Here is a 21,153-nt window from a genome sequence, read left to right on the forward strand (position 1 = left end):
AGACTCCGCCAATGCAAGGCGCAGGCCTGCTTAGGCCTTCACGCCAACTTCCGGATTGACGCAGGTGATCGGCGTCCCGCCGCCAAGCACCGCGAAGATGTTCCGGGCGCACAGCTCGCCCATAGCCACCCTGGCCTCCGTGGTGGAGCTGGCCACATGGGGAGCCAGCACTACATTCGGAAGCTCGGCCAGTCCCGGCGCAAGCTCCGGTTCAAATTCGAATACGTCAAGGCCCGCTCCGGCAATGACGCCCTCGCGAAGAGCGGTCACCAGCGCCTGCTCGTCGATGATAGGTCCCCGCGAATCGTTGATCAAGATGGCGCTGGATTTCATGAGGCCCAGTTCTTCCGCTCCGATCAGATGTCGGGTGGAAGGCAGCAGAGGCACATGAACGGACACGAAATCCGATTCGCTCAGCAGGGTGTTCTTATCTGCGAAAATCCCGCCCGTCTCCGCCTCAAAATCGGGATTCGGCCGCTGATCGGTGTACAATATCCGCATATTGAAGCCTTGGGCGCGCTTCGCCACGGCCTTGCCGATTCGGCCGCCGCCCAATATCCCGATGGTCTTGCCGCTGACCTGGGTGCCGATCAAATTCATCGGGCCCCAGTTCTTCTTGCCGGCTCGCACATACGAGTCGCTTTCCACAACCCGCCGCGCGGCCGACAGCAGCAGGGCAAAGGCAAAGTCGGCGGTGGCATCCGTCAGAACGTCAGGAGTATTGCTGACATAAATGCCGTATTTTGTCGCGGCCTCGACATCAATATTGTTGTAGCCGACACCGTAGTTGGCAAAGATTTTGCAATCGGAAGCAAGCGCCCGGCACACATCCTCATTGACCTGGGCAGACACAATCAGCACGGCGTCGAAGCCCCGGGCTTGTTCAATCAGTTCTTCCGTGCTGAGGCTCCGCTCCTCCGGATTAATCACCACTTCATATTGTTCGCGCAGCAGAGCCAGAATATTGTCCCCCAGCGGATATGTAACATAGACACGGGATTTTGACATGTTTGATCGACTCCTTTTAGTATTTTGTTATTTTGGTATTTTGTTATTTTGGTATTTTTGTATTTGTGCATTTTGCTTCATGTTGATTTATTGGACAGACCAGCCGCAAGCTATCTTGCCATCCAGCCTCCGTCCACGCATATGATCTGTCCGTGAATATAACGCGCGGCACACGAAGCGAGAAAAACGGCAGTCCCGCCCATGTCCTCCGGCGAACCCCAGCGTTTGGACGGAATCCGGTCCATAATCTGCCCGCTGCGGACCGAATCGCCGATTAGGGCCGTATTCATCTCCGTCGCCATATAGCCGGGCGCAATGGCATTGACATTCACTCCGCGGGAGGACCATTCATTGGCCAGTGCCTTGGTCAACTGGGCAACCCCTCCCTTCGCCGCCGCATAGGCGGGTACGGTCAAGCCGCCGGAGAAGGACAGCAGAGAGGCAATATTGATGATTTTCCCCGAGCCTCTCTCGAGCATCCGCTTCCCGAACGCCTGGCACAGCATGAACACTGAGCGAAGCTGGACCTGCATCACCAGATCCCACTCTTCGATTGGAAAATGCTCCGCCGGATGGCGGCGCTGAATGCCCGCGTTGTTGACCAGAATATCCACCTGACCGAATTGCTCTTCAATATTTGCGGCGAGATCTTCCCCTGTCTGCAGCTCCGCCAAATCGCAGGCGACCGCATGACAGCGGCGGCCCAGCGCTTCCACCAAAGCCAAAGTTTCCGGACACTCCCCGCTTCGCTGAACGGACACGATATCCGCTCCGGCCTTGGCCAGCGCGACCGCCATTCCCTGTCCAAGCCCTCTGTTGCCTCCAGTAACGACCGCCAGTTTTCCTTCCAGTGAAAAATCAGATAAATCCATAGTATGGTTCCTCCATCTCCTGTATTTTGCGGCGGCATGAGTCCGCTGCCATCTAACCGCCGCTCTCTTTATTAAGCTTTAGGCCGCTTTTTCGCTCGTTCTGCTTTGAACCGACCGTGGCAGCGTTGCGGTAATAAGCGCAGATACGACCAGCAGACCTACAAGGCTGTATACCCCTACATTATAGTTGAATACTTGAATGAGAAAGCCGACAATATAGGGTCCAAAGAATCCGCCCAGGTTCCCGAGGGCGTTGATGGCTCCCCGGGCTCCGCCCGCGACTTCCTTGCTGAACAAGCGGGGAGGAATGGCCCAGAACACCACCCCTGCGGCCTTAACGAAGAATCCGGCGCCGATGAGAAAGATGTACGACAACCAAATGCTCCCGTGAATCGTTACAGACAGAAGCAGGCACATTGCGAATCCAAGCAGCGGAATAATAACGAATTCCCTTCTTTTTCCGGTCCGGTCGGACAGGTTGGAGAACAGCAGCATGCCCGCAATACAAGCGATCCACGGCAAGCTGGACAGCAAGCCCACCATTCCCATGCCGCTGTTGGTCAATTTCTTCAGCATGGTCGGCAGCCACATGGAGAATCCGTAATCGCCCGACTGGTAGCAGAAGTTCAGGGCAATAAGCTTCCACATGGATTTGTTCGGCAGCAGATCCTTGATCGATGCCTGCTTCACCTGATTTTCCTGCTCGATCGCCAACTGCTCTTCTTCCAGCTTGCCGACAATGTAAGCTTTCTCTTCCTTACTGATCCATTTCGCCTGCTGCGGGCGGTCGCTGACCATTAACAGCCAGGGGATAAGCACAATCAGTGAAACAATCCCTTCAATAATAAACATTTCGCGCCAGCTGGAAAAAGAAATTATGAATCCCGAGATAGGACCGGTGATGATAGCCGCGATAGGCGCAAACATCAGCACGATGGCGTTGGCACGGCCTCTTTCCTCATTGGGAAACCAGTTGCTGCACATCGTCAGGACAACCGGCAGCATTCCGCCCTCCGCTACACCGAGACAGAACCGAAGGATCAACAGCTGAGTCGTATTCGTTGCGAAGCCGCTTAATATGGAGACAACGGCCCAAAACGGAATCACCCAGGCAATAAACTTTTTGCCGCTGCTCTTGGCGGCGATCTGTCCGCCGGGAATTTGCAGAAACAAATATCCGAAGAAGAAGATACCCGCCGTGAAGCCGGCCATCCCTGCAGTCATGCCAAGCTCTTTGTCCATTCCGCCGGATATGGCAAAGCTTACGTTCACACGGTCCATGAACGAAATAATGCACACAATCAACAGCGGAGGCAAAATCCGTTTCCAACGGCTGTTGGGTATTGTTTGAGTTTCGCTTTTCATCCCACTGACACCCCTTGTTATAAGAAGTTTTTAAGCGAATACACTTACATAATGGCTTCGTTGATCTTAATGACTACCCGGCGGATCGCCGCTTTGCCGCCTTGCTCCCAGATGGGCCGGTGAACATCCTCGGGGAAAAAAATCGCGTAATCCCCCGGTTCCAGCACCAGCTCTACCTCCCTGTCGATCTGGGCGTAAAAGATCGCATCCTTGGTCTCAAGCAGCGTCTCCGTCACCGCGTTCTTGCCCAAATCCACAGCAAAGCCGATTCGTTCCTTCCCCTCTACCGAGTAGTGCAGTTCAACATATTTGCGGTGCACTTCCGGTCTGGCCTCCTCCTTTTCACGGGTTGTGACATCGAAGACCTGAACAAAGAAATCGTCTCCTTCAATCGGATAAATGCCCGTCGCCATATGCTGAAACTCATGCTGATGCTCCTGCAAATACCGGATGGCCCGGACCACCGGCTCCGTGTACTTTTTCTCGATGGCTTCTCCGGTTTCAATGTTGGAAAAGATCATGCCCGCTCACGCCTCTCTCCATTAAATTGGGGTTATCGTTACAGCCCCGCCGCCCTGCTACAAGACAGCTGTGCTGACCTTTACAATTACCTTGCGCAAGGATGCGCCGCCTCCGTTCTGACAGCCCGGACGATGGACATCCTCGGGGAAGAAAACGGCGAACTGCCCCGGCTGCATCAGAAGCTCCATTTCATTCTCAGCCTGCTTGTAAAAAATAATATCCTTCTCCGCCGCCAAATCCTCATCCACAACATTGTTTCCCGTGTCCGCCGCAAACCCGATCCGCTCGTTGCCTTCTACTGAAAATTGCACATCGATATATTTGCGGTGCACCTCCGGCCGGGTATCCTCCTTCTTCTTGGTCTCCAGGTTGACGACCTGAGCGTAAATTTGCTGTCCCTCAATCGGATAAACTCCGGCATCCATGGACAGAAATTGCTCCCGGTTGTCCTTCAAATACTGAAGGGCTTTGGCAATAGCCTGCGGATACTGCCGTTTCGTTTGTTCCAATGTTTCAATACTACCGAAATACATAGCTGACCCTCCCCGTGTCCTCCGCCGGCATATCATATGTTCATTTGGCCGGTTTCGGATTAATGATTACGCTTTCAAATACTTGCCGTCGGACTAGGCGCTGTGCAGCAACGCTTAATCCAATAACGGTTACTTGTAAAAAGGGTGATCCTCTGACGCGGCCCGGCGATCTTCTTCACTTCCCTTGGCTCCCAGGAAAAAGATATATTTCATTCGCGCGCCCGGCGACGCTACCGTGGGATGATAGCCGTTGGGAATAATGACCGCATCGCCCGAACGGACAATCTCCGCCTGCTCCGTTCCATCCATCAGCATTCCCACATGAACGCCGAAGCCATCAGCGGGAATATCGAAATAGAAGTAGATTTCCTCCAGCGTGTCGGAATGGTGATGAGGCGGCCAACTGGTCCAGGCTCCATCCTGCCCTGAGGTAATGCCTGTAACGATACGGCTCGCCCGGTCGGAGCGGGTCAGGAGGTTCGTGATATCGCGGGTGTAGTTGTACCTTCCGTGCACTTCCTTCTCCCGGTAGGCGGCGCCGTAATCGGCATAAATAAACTCCGCGTCGCTCCAAGCTTCAGCCTTCGCCATCACGAGCCTGGATTGTTCATAGCACCCTTCAATCCTGACCGTCTGGCCGCGCGGAACATAAAGGCCGTCCCCCGGCAGCAGCAAGTACTCGCTGCTTGCGGACACTGCCACCAGCTTGCCCTCGATGCAGACCAGGCTTGCTTCACTGCCTTCCAGTTCAATGGTTTGCGCCCCGCCCGACGGCAAGTTCAGCACGAACAGCTCCAATACTTCCAGTTGGCTGTTCCCGGGTCCGACGACCGGGTGCAGTCCCGGCGTGCTTGGCGCAGTAAATTTCAGCTCCATCTTCTCCTCCTCACAAAGGCTTGTGACTGTTTAACAACTGCCTACAACCGAATTTTAAAATGAAAGCGCATAATTGTCAACAAGTATTTCTGTCGACAACTATAGACAAAAGAAATCCCCCGCGCTCAATCGGCTCAGGGGAAGCGGTTAACGTCAGAATTTTTTTCATCAGAACTCTTTTTTATCAATCCAGCTGTTATAGTGAAAGTGGTTGCGAAGCGCGTCGAGAATCTCCTCATTGTTGCCTTCCTTCAGGGCGGCCACAATCTGGCGGTGCTTGTCGACCACCTGGCGCTTGTATTCAAATTCTCCCTTATCAAATTGGCGGCGCGTTCCCACAATCAGAATCGCCCTGCACAGCTTGTCTATGTTCGACCAGAACAGCTTGATGAACTTGTGGTCGATCACCTCGAACGCCTTGGTGTGGAACGCGATATCCTGGGCCGTGAACTCGTCGGCATCCTTATGCCCCAGCGCCAGCTCCATTCTGTCGACGGAAGTCTCCAGGAAGCGGATAATTTGCTCCCGCGCTTCGGACGGAATATGGCTGAGCGCAAAAGATTCCAGCATATAGCGGACATTGTAGAATTCATTGACCTCTTTTTCCGTCAGAACCTTTACGACAGCCCCCTGCTTCGTAATATCCAGCAGACCTTCGTATTCCAGATTGCGGAACGCTTCCCGCACCGGAGCGCGGCTTAATCCAAACTCGCTTGCTATTGCGGTTTCCGTCAGCTTCAGCCCATTCTGCAATTGGCCGCCAACGATCCTCATCCGCAAAATATCGGTCAGTTGCTCTCCCAACCCTATGTTAAGCTTCGGATCAATCATCAGGTTAACTCCTTAAAATACATGTCGACATACAGGTTAAGTGTATCACAACGGGCAAGGAAAGCGCTACATAAACTGAACTTTTGTTCTAAATGAGGATTGTCGCGGACTGCGAGAAACGCTTGGAGTTCCGGTCGCTGTTGTTTTCGGATTTTCTGGATTAGGACCGCTCTTTGCGGTATAAATCCGAAAACAAAGGCGAACGCTGACGCTCCTTCACTTCCAAGCTTCCTCTTCGCCGCTCCGCCTCTAATTCATTCCGAAGTTCAATTTAGCTAGCTTCTTATCTCTTTGCCTTTTTTCCCGGTTATGTATACCCCCGCAAATACAAGCAGCCCGCCGAGCACCTGCGCAAGCGTGACCGGATTGCCGAGCAGCATGCTGAGAATGGCCGTGAACACTGTGATCAGATTCAGATAAATCCCCGCCCGGCTGGCCCCGATCTCGCGGATCGACGCGTTCCAGAAAATGAATGATCCCACGGATGGAAAAATGCCGATATACAGAATGCCCAAGGTTGCCCGGTGACTCAGCGGCAGATTTATGCCGGATGCCAGAAAAAATGGAAGAATCAGAATAAGCCCCAGCAGCGCGGATACCGCAGTAGCCGAGATGGGAGGCACCCCTCCAATCTTCCGTCCAAAAATCGAGTACAGCGTCCATACCAGTATCGCGGCCAGCATCAGCAAATCGCCGAGATTGTAATCGGTCTGAAAAATCAGCTGCAGCTGTCCCTTGGTCAGCACAAGCAGCACGCCGAGCAGCGACACCAGCAGGCCAACACCTTTGGCAAGCGATATTTTTTCCCGGAGAAAAAAGGAAGAGAACAGCACGATCATCGCCGGATTCATCGCATTGACGAGCGCGGCGTTCATGGAGGTCGTGAACCTCAGCGCTTCATACAGCAGAAAATTATATCCGACCACGCCCAGTACGGCCATGATCAGCAGAATCCTCCACTTTGCCCAGACGCTCTTCCACTTGGGGCGTTCCACAAACTGAGCAATTGGAAACAGCAGAAACACCGCGATCAGCCATCGCGAGAACGTCATCTGCACCGGCGTCATCTCCGCCACCACATATTTGCCGAACACATAATTCCCCGCCCAAAACAGGTTAGCCAAAATTAAAAAAAGATAAGTACGGTACTTGCCCATGATCCCTGCTCGCCTCTTTCTACCCTATGAAAATGCATATTGATTTCTTTCATTATAATATACATGGGCAAGGGGAGCAGCGGATTCGATCTCATCCTAAAAGGGTTAATTCCCTTGTTGAAGTGAATCTGGATTATCAATTGCTACCTCTGTACTAACATCATCCGCACATTCTACCCCAAGATATCTGAGCGAAAAAAAGAGGGAGACCCCTCTTTTCCTTAATATTTCCGGTTTTTGAAGGATAGCTTTTTTCCGTAAACAAGCCACAACGCCAAGGAAGAGATCAGCATCAAAAGCACGGAATAAACAAACAGCATTACCTGCGCATTAATCGAGGCGGATTCGTCGCTTGCTGCCTTAATTACAGGGCCAAGCGGCTGCATTAGGGGGTGATATAATAATACAGTAAGATCATACTCCGAAAGCAGGCTATTAAAATTAAGAGTCATAACTGATAATAATGTTGGCAGGATTACTGGCAGGATAACCTTAAGCATCGTGTAGAGGGGACTGGCTCCCATACTCCGGGCGGCTTCCTCTAATGACGTGTCTACACTGGCAAAGCTCGACTTTATCATCCGCAAGGAAAAAGGAATCTTGATTATGATATAGGCAATAAGCATAATAGTGCTTGTTCCGATCAATACATGATTGAACATGATGAACTGCGGGGAATCATAGGTTGTCATGAGTCCAAGAGCAATCAGGGTCCCGGGTAACAGCCATGGAATCAACATTCCATATTCATAGACCATCGTAACTTTACTTTTATCTTTATGCACGATACGAGATGCGATCAAAGTAAGAATCACAACAAGTATGGCCGCTGACAGGGAATAAATCATACTGATTGTAAAAGGACGAAATGCTTCTGCGGATGTGAAAATATTAAAATAATTATCCATCGTCAAGTCATTTAAATTCAAACTGCCGGAACGAATCGCTTGGGAATTGGAGAACGAATATAAAATAACAAGTGCGATGGGAACAACATAAATTAGAAATAATAAATAGGCCAGCGCATGGACGATGATGTTTAAAGTTGGATTTGATATTTTTTGCTTCTGTATTTTGGATTTCACTTTGGAGATAGAAATATAATTTCCGTTCTTTTCAAACTTGTTCATGATTGCAAGCAATAATACAGTCGCAATTCCAAGGATAACGGCCAATAAAGCTGCAATATCCTGAGAGTAGCTGCTTTTGGCGAAGGTCATAATGACAGGATTAATAGTCTGGAAATTCGGTCCGCCTAAAACCAAAGGAGCAGACATTGCGTCTAATCCCGTTATAAAGGTCAGGATCGTCACAGCAAACAAAGTAGGCTTAAGGGTAGGAAGAACGACCCGGATAAAAATCTTTAATGAAGATGCTCCCATGTTTTTGGCTGCTTCTACCGTTTGATAATCTATGCCCCGAATAGCGTTAGTTAGAAAAATGATATGATTTGAAGTACAAGCAAACGTCATCACAAATAAAACAGCACCATAACCAGTAAACCATTGTGTGTTCATATCAGGAACAAACCTCAGCAGCAGATTCGTGACCATGCCGTTGCTGCCGTACACAAATTTGTAGCTCGTACTAAGTACAATGCCTCCATAGATCAGCGTGCTTAAATAGCCCAGTTTAAGAAAGGATGCTCCCTTTATATCCAAGTACTCAGTGAAGAGAACGAGTAATATTCCTACAATGTTGACCGTGACCACCATGGAGATGGCGAGGATGAAGCTATTGACAAGTGAGCGTATCGCCCTTTCAGAGGAGAACAACTTCCCGATGATTTCCGCAGTGAAATGACCGTCTTGGTAAAAAATACTCGTAATCATATTTAAGTTCGGATAGATGAGCAAGGCAAAAATAACCCAAAGCAGTCCCGCCCTAAGCAGGAGCCCGCCAGGTCCAATACGAAGCAAACGCTGTGCTGCAGATTTTTTCATACATTCACCTACTTTCAAAACTGCATAATATCCCGGGAATTCAGATGCAGGTTATGAGCTTCTCCTACTTCGAAAAAGACATAACCATCGTTTTTCTCAATACATTTTATATGGCTTCCATTAACATCAAAGGTATACTTGATATACATCCCATGATATTCTCTGTCAATTATTTTCCCGCTTAAAGCCACGTTAGCATCAGGCGCTTTTTGCAGGCTGACTCTTTCAATTCGTATATAACCTTCCCTGCTTATATCCAGCGAGTTCCCGGTTTGCTTATTTACTTCTTGCAAAATGTGTTTGTCCAGACGATTCATATCTCCGATAAAGTCACATACAAATTCTGTAGCGGATTGATTGTAGATTTCATAAGGTGTTCCGATTTGTTCGATCTTCCCTTTATTAAAGACAGCTATACGGTCTGACAGGGTTAAAGCCTCTTCCTGGTCGTGGGTAACGTAAAGGGTAGTAATGCCTAATTCACGCTGCAGCCTTTTCAGTTCACTTCTCAGGCCGACACGCATCTTGGCGTCAAGATTGGAAAGAGGCTCGTCCAGGCACAGGATGTCCGGCTCCAATACAATGGCCCGTGCCAAGGCTACCCGTTGTTGTTGACCGCCAGAAAGCTCCGCCACATTCCGGGTAAAGTGACTTTCATTCAAATCGATTTTTCGGGCCACTTCCTTTATCTTTCGATCAATCTCTTCACGCGTCTTTTTCTGCAGCTTCAATCCGAACGCGATATTTTCATAGACATTCATGGTGGGGAACAACGCGTAGCTTTGAAATACGATGCCTACTTTCCGCTTTTCAATCGGCAAGTGGGTTATTTCATTATCATTTACGAAGATTGATCCTTCCGAAGGTGTAATAAAGCCTGCCAGCGCACGCAAAGTCGTGGTTTTTCCGCATCCAGAGGGTCCGAGAAATGTAAAAAATTCACCTGGCTCGATATGAAGGTTCAAACGGTCAATGGCTACATAATCTCCATATTTGATTTGAATATCTTGAAATGAGATCATGACTAATTTCCTTTCGAGTACTCCTTACCGCTTTGTAACCCTTGCAGCCTGGCATGGTCACCAGACTGCAAGGAGGGCAAAAGTCCAAAATTTACTTTACGTACTCCAGTTGTATTTTTTCCATCCACATTTCAATCTTTTCGGATGCATTTTTCCAATCAATCTTCTGGGGATGTACCCTTTCAAGCATAGCCTTAATTTCTGGTTTTACTTGTGAAGCCGCATCCTTATTTACAGGAATGCTTCCAAATTGGTTGGACCACTTGGCTTGAAACTCTGCTGAACCAAACCAGTCCACAAATTTTTTGGCGAGTTCAATGTTCTTACTGTTTTTAAATATAGCTGTCTGTTCAACCGTGTAGGGCACACCTATTTCCGGGACAACATAATCTACGTTGTCTGCGCCGGTTTCATTGGTGAATTGCAGGAACCCGCTTCCCCAGATTTCGGCTATAGGTCGTTCTCCGCTAGCCACATTCCCAAAAAAGTCCTCTCCTTCTCCCTGAACATGTCCATTTTGAATGAAGTTTTTTACCATTTCCCAGCCTTCCGCCGAAACACCATACTCACCGGTATCATCCAAATAGCGGCTAATTATGCTTACCAATATCGCCTTGGAAGTACCGCCGCCTAAACCTAGGATGGTATATTTGTCTTTGAATTCAGGATTGGTAGCCAGATCAGTCCAATCTTTTGGCGCTGTCTGTGAGCTGTACTGATCTTTGTTGTAGATCATGAATAAGGGCTGAGTCACAACGGGATAGTAGTATCCTTCAGGATCCCCAAGTGTTTTGTCGACACCGCTGCTCCACGCGGGTTCATATTGCTGAAGAAGATCCTCACGCTTCATTCGTTCGTATTCCATCGGATTGAGACCAAAAACAACATCTGCCACCTGATTGTTTTTTTCAGCTATGGCTCTGTTGGCCAAATCCCCCCCACCCAGACTTACGATAGAGATATCAAAACCAGCGTTTGCGGCTTGCTCTTTTAACCACACGTCACGGCCGTCCCCGCCAGAGTTGGTATAAACAACTAACGAGCCCTCTGGCTTCGCCGAATTGGTTGTTGTCGCACTATTAGTTGACGAAGTATTCCCGCTTGTACAGCCAGCAATTAGCATTAAACCTAAGAGCCCCGTAAACAACCTACCAACCGCTTTTTTCATCATTTGCCTCCTATTAATGAATAGAATATCTACAAGCTTTTAATATATGATTTGAGCAGCATCGGCCAATCTGTCTGCAAAATGTCAAAACCTTTTTTAATGCACCACCCCCAATAAGGATCTGGCCCATACAAAATTGAATGGTTATCATCCATTTTCGCTGTAAGAACGATCCAGTCGTTCAAGGTGATCGGATTACAGCATAGGAGTAACCCTTTGTACTTCAAATGAGTGATCAGATCTTCTTCTATTAAAGGACTGTTAACATCCTCGAAAACCAATTCTGCGGCAACCCAGTTAATCTTATATTGATCGAAACACCCAGTCTGTTCAGCCGAAGTTATAATCGGCATGAACATAAATTCAGCCGCTTGATCTTCCAAAGCTTTCAAGTACTCAGGAACTGGATGGGATTTTAAAATGATTTGATCACTCATGTTATGACGTTTGACAAGCTTGATGATTTCTTCCCAATTCAACCAACCGCGATCAATGTTTATTAAGCAGCGGCCTTTAAGATATTCCAAAATATCATCGAGGCGGTTAACCCTCTCTTTCTTGATTTCAAAGTTTGAATTGCGGAGCCACAAGCTATCAATCTCCTTGGAGTCCAAGGTGCGAATATTCGTTGTGGTTCCAAGTACTACAGGCTCCATACCATCGTGGAAAGCATAGAAAATGCCATCGGTAGACATAGATGCGTCTACTTCCACGATATCAGCGCCATGTTTCAAAGCATTTTCAAATGCTCCGATGGTATTCTGGACAATGTTACCTCCAGCAGTACCACGGTGAGCCATAATTAACACCTTATTTTGATCAGTCAACTTTCTAAGTGTATGTTGAGACTCCGACAAGACAATATCCACGCTATCTCCTCCACCGGGTTAATTGGAACAATTCAGATTATACACGTAGATTGGAACGTATCAATTCGTTTTTCGTTAAAATCATGTAAAATATATGTTAATTACTCATTATTACATTCAATATCAATAGAAAATCATCTAAAATAAATTGACACGTTCAAATTAATATATCAAAACCTTTCTTTATTTTAATTATGATTTGTGATATCAATAAATTATAAAAGAAGCGGGGGAATTCGACGTGCCCACCATGCATGATATAGCCAAGTTAGCCGGGGTATCGCACGGCACTGTATCTAATGTCATCAATCAAAAAGGAAATGTCAGCATTGAAAAAATCCGTTTAGTTGAAGAGGCAGCCCGTAAGCTTGGGTACAATACGAACGCTCAGGCACAAAAGCTGCGCAAAGATTCAGTGAAGCATGTTGCCATTATCTTGCCTGATCTCATGAAGGAAATTTATCACCAATTCTATACAACATTGATTCAGCTGCTAGAAGAGAGAAACTACGACACAAGTCTTCATCTATCAAAAAACGTCCCTGAAAAAGAACAGGAATGTATTCAAAAGGCGATGTCCAATCGACCTGAATTGATTGTTACATTTAGCTGCCTACATTCACTACAAGAGGCTTACAAGGTCAATACGAATGTACTGTTTATGAATCATCCTTTTGTTGTTCCACAGCCAAATCAGGCAGTAGTAACTTTTGATTACGCAGTTTTCGCGTCTGTATTCGCAGATAAGCTGTTGGCAAGGGGATACAAATCTGTCGCCTACTTTGCAGAATCCGAGAACACGCCTTCAGAGCAGGCTTTTTTTACAGCTTTACAAACTCATTTGGATGCCAAGGGGGTTATTATATCCAATTTCAGCTATGATTCCCGTCTTTCAGGCAGTGGGGCCATTGAAATTGCGAATCATGAGCCCTCTTTTGATGTCGTTATTACCAGTGATACGGAACGTGCTGTAAAACTGATGAGAATGCATGAGATTATTGGAAAAGAGTTGCCTCCTATCATTTCGTTTTCTCCAGCCGAGGTAATCTCCACATGGGATATCCCACGCTTTGAGCTTGATTACAGGAAATTGGCCCACCAGGTCATGGATGTATTAGACGGAGAGTGTATGGGGAAGAGTCTATTGCTTTCTGCCAATGGCTTCAGAAACCTGGAGTTCACTGTACCTAAATTATCCGTAGATAAAGAAATCACGCTTGCAACCATAGTCAGCCCAACCAGCGAAATTATATCGGTATTATCTCCACTTTTTTACAAAGCTACGGGCATAAAATTGAAAATCGTTGCCCTGCCGTATGAAGAGCTGTATGGGATGCTGTCTTCTGAGCAGGTATTCCCTTTTGATTTGATCAGAATGGACATGGTATGGCTATCACGTTTTGAAAAGGAACTGTGCATTCCGCTTGGCCCTCGGATGGATGAGTTGTCTACGGCGCTCAATTCGTTTTTACCTGAAATTCGCAATGTGTACTGTTCGTTACCTGGTGAACAGTATACGCTGCCCTTTGATCCCAGCATTCAAATGCTTTTTTATAGAAAAGATTTATTTGAGAATACGACACTTCGCAGAATGTATTATGAAATGACTCATGAACAATTAACTGTTCCAAGCAGTTTTAGTGAATATAACAAGATCGCGGCTTTTTTTACACAAAGCATTAATCCGAACTCACCTACCAAATTCGGCACCACGATGACCTATGGCTCCGCTAGTGTGGCAGCATGTGATTTTTTACCTTGGGTAAAAGAAAAGGAAGAAGAAGTTTACCACGTATCGGGGGATATTAATCTGCATTCTCCGGTATTTAGTGTTCCTTTGAAGGAATACCTTGAAACCAAAAAATATTCAGATCCGCAGATTAGTTATTGGTGGGGAGACTCGCTTGAATCATTTGCTCATGGAAAATGTGCAATGACGATTGTGTTTATCAATCACGCTTCACGAATTGTCAATAATCGATTTTCAGGCGTTCTTAACCGAGTAGGCACAGCACCAACTCCGGGGGAGACTCCTTTGCTGGGCGGGGGATGCATCGGTATCTCAAGACAAAGTAAGAATGTTGATCTGTGTATAGAGTTTCTTAACTGGATCTACAGTACTGAAACTGCTAATTTGATTACATTGTTGGGAGGACTCTCACCTTGTGCCTCGGTTTATAAGAACGAAGAAATTTTAGAGCTGTACCCGTGGCTGCGAGGAATAGAGCATCATTTTAAAATGGGATGGCGAAGAAAACACCCTGACTCTACCACGGATTTTAATGAAAACCAATTTGAAAGAATTTTGGGGATGGCAGTGCGCAATGCGGCTCTGGACATTATGTCAATCCCGGATGCATTGAGTGCTGCTCAGCAGCAGTACGAAAGAAAATTTCTCAAATAGAGTCAAGCACCAGAGTTGTGGTGTCCGCTAGAGCTGCCCACGACGATGCGGGCCGTGCCGGCTCTTGCCATTCTATCCAAAACAAAAATGGCGTGCGAATCTCCCGATTCGCACGCCATTGTCCTCATTTACCCGTCACATTCGAAATTGTTACATCATCGAATTTCCGTTCATCATGCTTCCCGCATTTTTCATCATCCCTGAACCGGATTTCATCATGGTATCCGTGCTGCTGTTATGCTGTCCGCAGGATTTATGCATATCATTTAGCTGCTGGTCGGACAGGCTCGGGTGCATTTTTTTCATAAAGGGGAGCATCTGTTGAAACGTCGCGTCGCCCGCATCTGCAGCATATACGGCAGTCCCGATTCCGAGAGTCAGTACGACAGCGCCAATGCCGATCCACAATTTCTTCTTCATTAAGTTCGCCTCCTTTTTCCGCAAATAAGCTGCGGCAATCGTTGCTTCTCCGCTTATTGAGATGGCTGAATGTAGTGCCTTGTTCAAATCCATTGTATTCCTTAAATATGTAGAAAATATGAGGGGACTAACACTCATGCCCGGTCAATCGGCCGATTGCATTCATCATATATTGGGCAAAATCCGTCAATGCTTCTGGCTCCGGCTTCGCAGCCGACGGGTTTCCCGCGTATTCGCTTAGGGCCAGCCGGACGGTATCGCGATATTGTAAAGGCAGATTTAGTGCTCCCCACTCCCCGCCTTCTTTTTTGGAAGCAACGATACCCTCTTGCAGAAAGAATAGAACCCGGCAGAGGTTCAGCGTATAGTAGACCGGAGAATGGACAATATTGTGAGGCGCGCCCTCGATATCGGAAAGAATGGAATCAAGATAGTACTGCCTGCCGACCGGAGCAAAGGCCTCCCTGACCGGCTTTCCGTATAGGGCAACCCCCCGGTGATAAGTAACGGTGAAATGCGCCGCGAGGTCCGCATCCTCAAACCCTCCGCAAATATAATTTTCGTCCGTACGGTATTTTTCCCGGTGATAGTCGGAGTAGTGAAACTCAAAAGGCGTCGGATAGACAAAATCAGTTAGACAGGACTCCAGAATAATGCTCAGCTCTATGCCGCGCCGATTCGGAAGCTCATCGTGAAGCGCAAGCAGCCTTTTGGCAATCCGCTTGTTCGTTTCCACAGACAGTTTCTCATAAGCGACTACCAGCAGATCGATATCGCTCTCGGCGGGGTTAAAGCATCCCATGGCAAGTGAACCATGCAAATAAATACCGGCCAGATTATCCGTCATTTCCTCTTTGAATAATTGTACGAGTTGATCCAAAGCATGCCGGGTATCCAAGAGTCGTTCCTCCTATACGCAAAATTCCATCCAGATGCTCCCATTATACAGAAAGGCGTTCTCTCTTCTATGTCAAAATTGTAATAGACTGCATTTTGCATTCACTTAGTTTTTATTGTAAACTGTTTACTACGATAACTAATGAGGAGCGTTTAAAATGTACGATAATCGTCATACCGCCGAGGTTTATCATTCCTTTTTTTCCGTTGCCAGGCAGCTCAAAAGGCTCGCCCACCAAAGCGCCGCCGAAGTCGGTCTGACGGTCCATCAGCTCGATATTCTGCGGTTGATCCGAAAGGTTCCCGGGCTTACCCAGAAGGAAGTGACCGAGCGGCTCCGGGTGCCCAAGAGCAGAGTCAGCCTGCATATTGACGCCCTCGTTGAAAAAGAGCTTGCCGTGCGTGAAACCTCTCCGCAGGATCGCAGGGAAACGCTGCTCCGCCCGACTTCGACCGGTGAAGAGCTGTGCGAACGGTACGACCGGGAAGATCAATCGCGCCTGGCGCTTGACCAAGCATTACGGCAGTTCTCGGCGGAAGAGATCGGGAGCCTGCTGGATATGCATCAACGGCTGCTGGATAAGCTGTAACTATATAAAAAAGTTGGTGATTTGATATGTCAAGATTTAGCGGACATACCATGGGAAGAATGAAATTCGACGACTCGCTGGAGAACCCCGACCTTTCCAAAGACATGCTGCTGCGGATTTCTCGCTATTTTCTGCCCTATTGGAAACAGACGCTTGTCGTGCTGGCGATTCTGCTTGCGACCTCTGTGCTTGGATTGCTGCCGCCACTGCTCGTTCAGCAAATCGTCGACCATGCGCTTCCGGGCAAGGATTTACGGCTGCTCGTCTTTCTGGTTGTGGGCTCACTGGCCGCGACCATCGCTTCCGGTTTGCTGGGGGTACTCCAGAGCTATTTAAATTCTTTTGTTTCGCAAAATATCGTCTATGACATGAAAAACCAGATGTACCGCCATCTGCAGGGAATGCCGCTGCAGTTCTTCTCGAATGTAAAGCAGGGCGAGGTGATTACGCGAATGACCAGCGATATTTCGGGGATTCAAGGAGTGTTCAGCGGAACGATCGTGAATTTTGCCAGCAATTTGCTGATGCTGGTCACGACGGCGGGGACGCTTTTTTGGATGAACTGGAAGCTGGCCTTGGTCAGCGTGTTCGTTGTCCCCTTGTTTGTCGCGCCTACCCGCAAGATGGGCAGCGTCCGCTGGAAGCTGGCGAAACAAACGCAGGAGAAAATCTCCGAGCAAAACCATATTATCCAAGAAACGCTCAGCCTTAGCGGCTATATGCTGATGAAGCTGTTTACTCAGGAGGACCGGGAACGGGACCGCTTCAAAACCGTCAGCGCGGAAACGACACATCTGCAAATCAGGGAATCCATGGCCGGCCGCTGGTTTATGATGCTGGTGAACACATTCGCGTCCATCGGCCCCATGCTGATTTACCTGTACGGTGGCTATCTGTTCATCCAAGGAGAGATTACCGTCGGAGCCATTATCGCCTTTGTTGCGCTGCTCGGCAGACTGTACGCTCCGGTGGGGCAGCTTACGAATTTGTACGTGGACATCAAACGGTCGGTCGCCCTGTTCGAGCGCATCTTCGATTACTTCGACATGGAGCCGCAGATCGCCGACGCTCCCGGGGCCCTCTCCTTGAACGGAGCAGGAAGCGGCATCGAATTCCGGAACGTCAGCTTTGCCTATCAGCTGGATAAGCCGGCGCTGCGGAATATTTCCTTCAAGGCCGAACCGGGCACAATGACCGCCCTCGTCGGTCCGAGCGGAGCGGGAAAAACAACGATTACGAACCTCATCCCCCGGCTGTATAATGCCGATTCGGGCAGCATCCGGATTGGCGGAGCGGACATCGCTTCGATAACTTTGAAGTCCTTGCGGTCCGGCATCGGGCTGGTCACGCAGGACACTTACCTGTTTAACGGAACGATCCGCGAGAATCTCCTGTATGCGAACGAAGAAGCGACCGATGAAGAGATATTGCAGGCTTGCCAAGCGGCTTACATTCACGATTTCATCAAGGAACTTCCGGATGGCTACGACACGGTTGTGGGCAATCGGGGGATCAAGCTCTCGGGCGGAGAGAGACAGCGCCTCTCCATCGCAAGGGTTCTGCTGAAGAACCCGTCGATCATCATTATGGACGAAGCAACGTCTTCCCTTGACACCGTCTCGGAATTTTATGTGCAGCAGGCGATGGCGGTTCTGTTGAAGAACAAGACCAGCATCGTCATCGCCCACCGCCTGTCCACGATTATGTCGGCGGACAACATCCTTGTCGTCAAGGAAGGCAAGGTTGTTGAGGAAGGAAAGCATGAGCAGCTTTTGGAGAAGAGCGGGGTTTACAAGGACTTATACGATAAACAGTTTGGGAAAAAAGTCACTTAATGCGCCCTGCGGGCAAAGTCGACAAACCGGAATTTATCCAGTCTGTGCCTCGACTCCGTATACTGAAACAGCGTCGTATCCTCCAGATACACATAATTGCGTACGACCACGACATGGGAAAGATTATTCAGGTCGAGCAGGGCCCGGTCTTCGGGCGTTGCCGGCTCGACTGATATTTCTTTTTTGGCGTAGCTGATCGATAAATTCAAAGTATTCTCCAAATAATCGTAAATCGACCTTGCGGCAATTTCCGGAGTCAATGTCCCTACCCTTTCCGGTACAAAATAATCCTTGTCGAGAATGACCCGCTCCCCTTCAATCTCGCGGGAACGGATCACTTCCCACACCGTTGTTCCCTCATTAAGATCCAAATGCGCCGAAATGACCCGGGACGCTGGAACCCGTTCCGTCTTATAGACAAGCGTTCTTGATTTACGGCCCAATCTCTCAGACATTTCCTTAAAACTGATCAGGCCCGTAATGGGGAATTTCATCTTACCCAAATCGAGTACAAAAGAACCTTTGCCTTTGACTTTGTGTATATATCCATTCTGCGACAGAAGACCCAGCGCCTTGCGCACCGTTTCCCTTGAAGTTCCGTAGCTGTCGGCCAGCTCGCTCTCCGATGGGATTTTGGCGCCGGCAGGTATGTCGCCGTTTTGGATTTTCTCCGCGTAATCGTTATAAATGGTCCAATAAATATTGGCGCTCACCGTTTATCACCATCCTGTATATAGCATAACCTGAAGATAACAAGAAGCACAGCCCCTAGGACTGCGCTTCTTTTGTTTTGTACAGAGCCGTTTAGATACCCTGAGTGGATAAATGAACCTTCAACACGATATCCCGTCCGGAAACCGTTTCTCCGGCAGACTCCTCGGTTACACGCTCCACAATGGGCTGTCCGTCCGGAATAATGATTGGAGTAATAACCGGAAGTCTGGCTTGGAGGATGGCCTCCCTGTCAAACTCGATCAGCAGCTGACCGGCCTTCACTTCATCGTCGATGCCGACATGCGTCGTAAAGGGAACGCCTTTCAGCGACACGGTGTTGATGCCGACATGAATCAGAATCTGGACGCCGGTGGCATGCTCCAGAACAATGGCATGTTTGCTCTTGATGATATGCACGACCTTGGCGTCGAACGGAGCGACAACCCGGCCATCCGAAGGCTCGATGGCAATGCCTTGTCCCATCTGGCGTTCGGCGAAAGCCGGATCGGGCACATTCTCAAGCGGAACGACCCGGCCTGCAAGCGGAGCGAGAATATCCAACACATTGACAGCTTCCCCTGCCGAGACAGCCGGAGCCGACAGGGATACGGCTTCTGTTTCGGCTACCCCAGCAGTCTCGGAGGAGATTTCCCCTGACGTTGATCCATTGTCAGCATTAGCTCCCCCAGCCTTGCGGGAGGCTACTTTGCCATAAGCCGCTGTCAGCAGGAACGGAACGACAAGCACGATGGCCATGCCGACGAAGAAGACGCCCCACTGGTTCGGAAAAATGGACAGAAAGCCGGGAATGCCGCCGACACCGATAGACGATGCCAGAACGTGATTGATCGTTAGCACCAGTCCGCCTAACGCGGAACCGATCATGCCGAAGATGAACGGATATTTATAGCGGATATTGACCCCGAAAATAGCAGGCTCGGTAACGCCGAGAAATGCCGAGACGGAGGAAGTGACAGCAAGGCCCTTGGACTTCTGCTCGCGGAATACAAACAGCATGGCGAGCGCAGCCGAGCCCTGGGCGATATTGGAGAGCGCCAGCATCGGCCACAGGAAGGTCCCTCCCGTATTGCCGATAAGCTGCACGTCAACAGCCAGGAACGTATGGTGCATCCCGGTCACGACCAGCAGCGCGTAAATTCCGCCGTACAGCAAGCCGCCAACTGCAGGAAGCGTATTGAACACATGCACCAGCCCGTTCGTGATCGCGTTTCCAATTGCAAAGGTGACCGGCCCGATGATTGTAAAAGCCAGGAACCCCGTTACCAGCAGCGCCACCGGAGCGACGACGAGCAGCTTGATGGAGTCATGCACCTTCTTGTTCAGGAATCTCTCAATCCGGGCAAGCAGGTAAGCCGATACGAGGACCGGAAGCACCTGACCTTGGTAGCCTATTTTCTCCAACTGCCAGCCGAACAGATTCCAATGCGGAATCTTGCCTTCCTGCGAGGCCTGGGCGTAGGCCCATGCATTCAATAGATCCGGGTGGACCAGGATCAGGCCGAGTACAATCCCAAGCAGCGGACTGCCGCCGAACCGGGTCGCGGCGGACCAGCCGATAAGCGCCGGCAGGAAGGTGAACGCGGTATTGGCGATCAGGTTGATAATGCCGGCGAAGTCCGTCCATGCCGGGTATTCCTGCACCAGGGACCGGCCTTCGAAGAAGATGCCGGGGCCCGTCAAAATATTATTGATGCCGAGCAGCAAACCTGCGGTGACGATGGCAGGCAAAATCGGAATAAAGATATCCGCCAGCGTCTTGATCGCCTGCTGAAGCGGGTTTTGTTTTTTACCGGCAACCTTCTTTACGTCATCCTTGGAGGAACGCTGCCCCCCGGTGATGGCGATCATTTCATTATATACCTTGTCCACAAGACCGGGGCCGATTACGACCTGAAATTGCCCCTGGGAAGAGAAATGCCCCTTCACCAAATCATTCTGCTCCAGCAGCTTCTGATCGACCTTCTTTTCGTCAACCAGGGCAAACCTCAATCTCGTGACACAATGCGTTGCGGCCTCGATGTTGTCCGCTCCGCCGACAGCCTGGACGATCTTCTCCACATTTGCTCTATCTACAGCCATTGGTTCTCGCTCCCTTCTAATCTATAC

The 21,153-nt window shown here is 49.1% G+C and carries 19 protein-coding genes; 3 read left to right on the plus strand and 16 right to left on the minus strand.

Translation table 11 applies throughout. The annotated features are described in order from the left end of the window. Positions 1–30: 30 nt before the first annotated feature. The 12 genes from EH198_RS12715 to EH198_RS12770 form a co-directional block, all read right to left on the minus strand. A complete protein-coding gene (locus tag EH198_RS12715) occupies positions 31–1,008 on the minus strand; it encodes a 2-hydroxyacid dehydrogenase (protein ID WP_124695920.1) in 978 nt (325 codons plus the stop codon). A 110-nt stretch (positions 1,009–1,118) separates the two neighbouring features. Next, a complete protein-coding gene (gene kduD / locus EH198_RS12720; RefSeq protein WP_124695921.1) occupies positions 1,119–1,880 on the minus strand; it encodes a 2-dehydro-3-deoxy-D-gluconate 5-dehydrogenase KduD in 762 nt (253 codons plus the stop codon). 78 nt (positions 1,881–1,958) lie between these two features. Continuing rightward, the gene (locus EH198_RS12725; protein WP_124695922.1) at positions 1,959–3,245 is read right to left on the minus strand and encodes an MFS transporter; all 1,287 of its coding nucleotides are present in this window, start codon (positions 3,243–3,245) and stop codon (positions 1,959–1,961) included. Positions 3,246–3,289: 44 nt separating this feature from the next. Then, positions 3,290–3,766, minus strand: coding sequence for a NanQ anomerase/TabA/YiaL family protein (locus EH198_RS12730; protein WP_124695923.1), 477 nt, complete (start codon positions 3,764–3,766; stop codon positions 3,290–3,292). A 57-nt stretch (positions 3,767–3,823) separates the two neighbouring features. Beyond that, positions 3,824–4,300 carry a NanQ anomerase/TabA/YiaL family protein gene (locus EH198_RS12735; RefSeq protein WP_124695924.1) on the minus strand — a complete coding sequence of 159 codons (477 nt, stop codon included), beginning with the start codon at positions 4,298–4,300 and terminating at the stop codon, positions 3,824–3,826. Between the two features lie 129 nt (positions 4,301–4,429). Continuing rightward, complete coding sequence (locus tag EH198_RS12740; RefSeq protein ID WP_124695925.1) at positions 4,430–5,176, minus strand: 5-deoxy-glucuronate isomerase; 747 nt, start codon at positions 5,174–5,176, stop codon at positions 4,430–4,432. 168 nt (positions 5,177–5,344) lie between these two features. Beyond that, a complete protein-coding gene (locus EH198_RS12745; RefSeq protein ID WP_124695926.1) occupies positions 5,345–6,007 on the minus strand; it encodes a GntR family transcriptional regulator in 663 nt (220 codons plus the stop codon). A gap of 275 nt (positions 6,008–6,282) precedes the next feature. Then, positions 6,283–7,164 (minus strand): DMT family transporter, encoded by an 882-nt coding sequence (locus tag EH198_RS12750; RefSeq protein WP_124695927.1) that lies wholly within the window; start codon positions 7,162–7,164, stop codon positions 6,283–6,285. A gap of 221 nt (positions 7,165–7,385) precedes the next feature. Then, positions 7,386–9,107, minus strand: a complete 1,722-nt coding sequence (locus tag EH198_RS12755; RefSeq protein WP_124695928.1) for an ABC transporter permease — start codon at positions 9,105–9,107, stop codon at positions 7,386–7,388. A gap of 14 nt (positions 9,108–9,121) precedes the next feature. After that, positions 9,122–10,129 (minus strand): ABC transporter ATP-binding protein, encoded by a 1,008-nt coding sequence (locus tag EH198_RS12760; RefSeq protein WP_124695929.1) that lies wholly within the window; start codon positions 10,127–10,129, stop codon positions 9,122–9,124. A 91-nt stretch (positions 10,130–10,220) separates the two neighbouring features. Next, complete coding sequence (locus EH198_RS12765; protein WP_124695930.1) at positions 10,221–11,297, minus strand: extracellular solute-binding protein; 1,077 nt, start codon at positions 11,295–11,297, stop codon at positions 10,221–10,223. Positions 11,298–11,326: 29 nt separating this feature from the next. Continuing rightward, positions 11,327–12,166, minus strand: a complete 840-nt coding sequence (locus EH198_RS12770; protein WP_221621518.1) for a glycerophosphodiester phosphodiesterase family protein — start codon at positions 12,164–12,166, stop codon at positions 11,327–11,329. A 250-nt stretch (positions 12,167–12,416) separates the two neighbouring features. Between EH198_RS12770 and EH198_RS12775 the strand changes: the two genes are divergently transcribed. Next, positions 12,417–14,570 (plus strand): extracellular solute-binding protein, encoded by a 2,154-nt coding sequence (locus EH198_RS12775; protein ID WP_246014286.1) that lies wholly within the window; start codon positions 12,417–12,419, stop codon positions 14,568–14,570. Positions 14,571–14,720: 150 nt separating this feature from the next. On the opposite strand, the gene EH198_RS12780 is transcribed toward EH198_RS12775, so the two are convergent. Further along, entirely contained in the window at positions 14,721–14,990 is a 270-nt protein-coding gene (locus tag EH198_RS12780) for a hypothetical protein (protein ID WP_124695932.1), read from the minus strand. Positions 14,991–15,117: 127 nt separating this feature from the next. Further along, positions 15,118–15,888, minus strand: coding sequence for an aminoglycoside adenylyltransferase domain-containing protein (locus EH198_RS12785; RefSeq protein ID WP_124695933.1), 771 nt, complete (start codon positions 15,886–15,888; stop codon positions 15,118–15,120). 157 nt (positions 15,889–16,045) lie between these two features. On the opposite strand from EH198_RS12785, the gene EH198_RS12790 reads away from it, so the two are divergent. Both EH198_RS12790 and EH198_RS12795 read left to right on the plus strand, forming a co-directional pair. Beyond that, a complete protein-coding gene (locus EH198_RS12790; protein WP_124695934.1) occupies positions 16,046–16,477 on the plus strand; it encodes a MarR family winged helix-turn-helix transcriptional regulator in 432 nt (143 codons plus the stop codon). A 26-nt stretch (positions 16,478–16,503) separates the two neighbouring features. Continuing rightward, positions 16,504–18,312: an ABC transporter ATP-binding protein gene (locus EH198_RS12795; RefSeq protein ID WP_246014261.1), complete on the plus strand. Its 1,809-nt coding sequence runs from the start codon at positions 16,504–16,506 to the stop codon at positions 18,310–18,312. Here EH198_RS12795 and treR read toward each other — a convergent pair. Together treR and treP are read right to left on the minus strand one after the other, a co-directional pair. Continuing rightward, on the minus strand, positions 18,309–19,025 hold the full coding sequence (gene treR, locus EH198_RS12800) for a trehalose operon repressor (RefSeq protein WP_124695935.1): 717 nt from the start codon (positions 19,023–19,025) through the stop codon (positions 18,309–18,311). The two genes, EH198_RS12795 and treR, sit on opposite strands and share 4 nt — an antisense overlap. A 91-nt stretch (positions 19,026–19,116) precedes the next feature. Beyond that, positions 19,117–21,126, minus strand: coding sequence for a PTS system trehalose-specific EIIBC component (treP, locus tag EH198_RS12805; protein ID WP_124695936.1), 2,010 nt, complete (start codon positions 21,124–21,126; stop codon positions 19,117–19,119). Between the last annotated feature and the right edge of the window lie 27 nt (positions 21,127–21,153).

Origin of the sequence: Paenibacillus rhizophilus, from assembly GCF_003854965.1 — a bacterium.
GTDB lineage: Bacteria > Bacillota > Bacilli > Paenibacillales > Paenibacillaceae > Paenibacillus_AQ > Paenibacillus_AQ rhizophilus.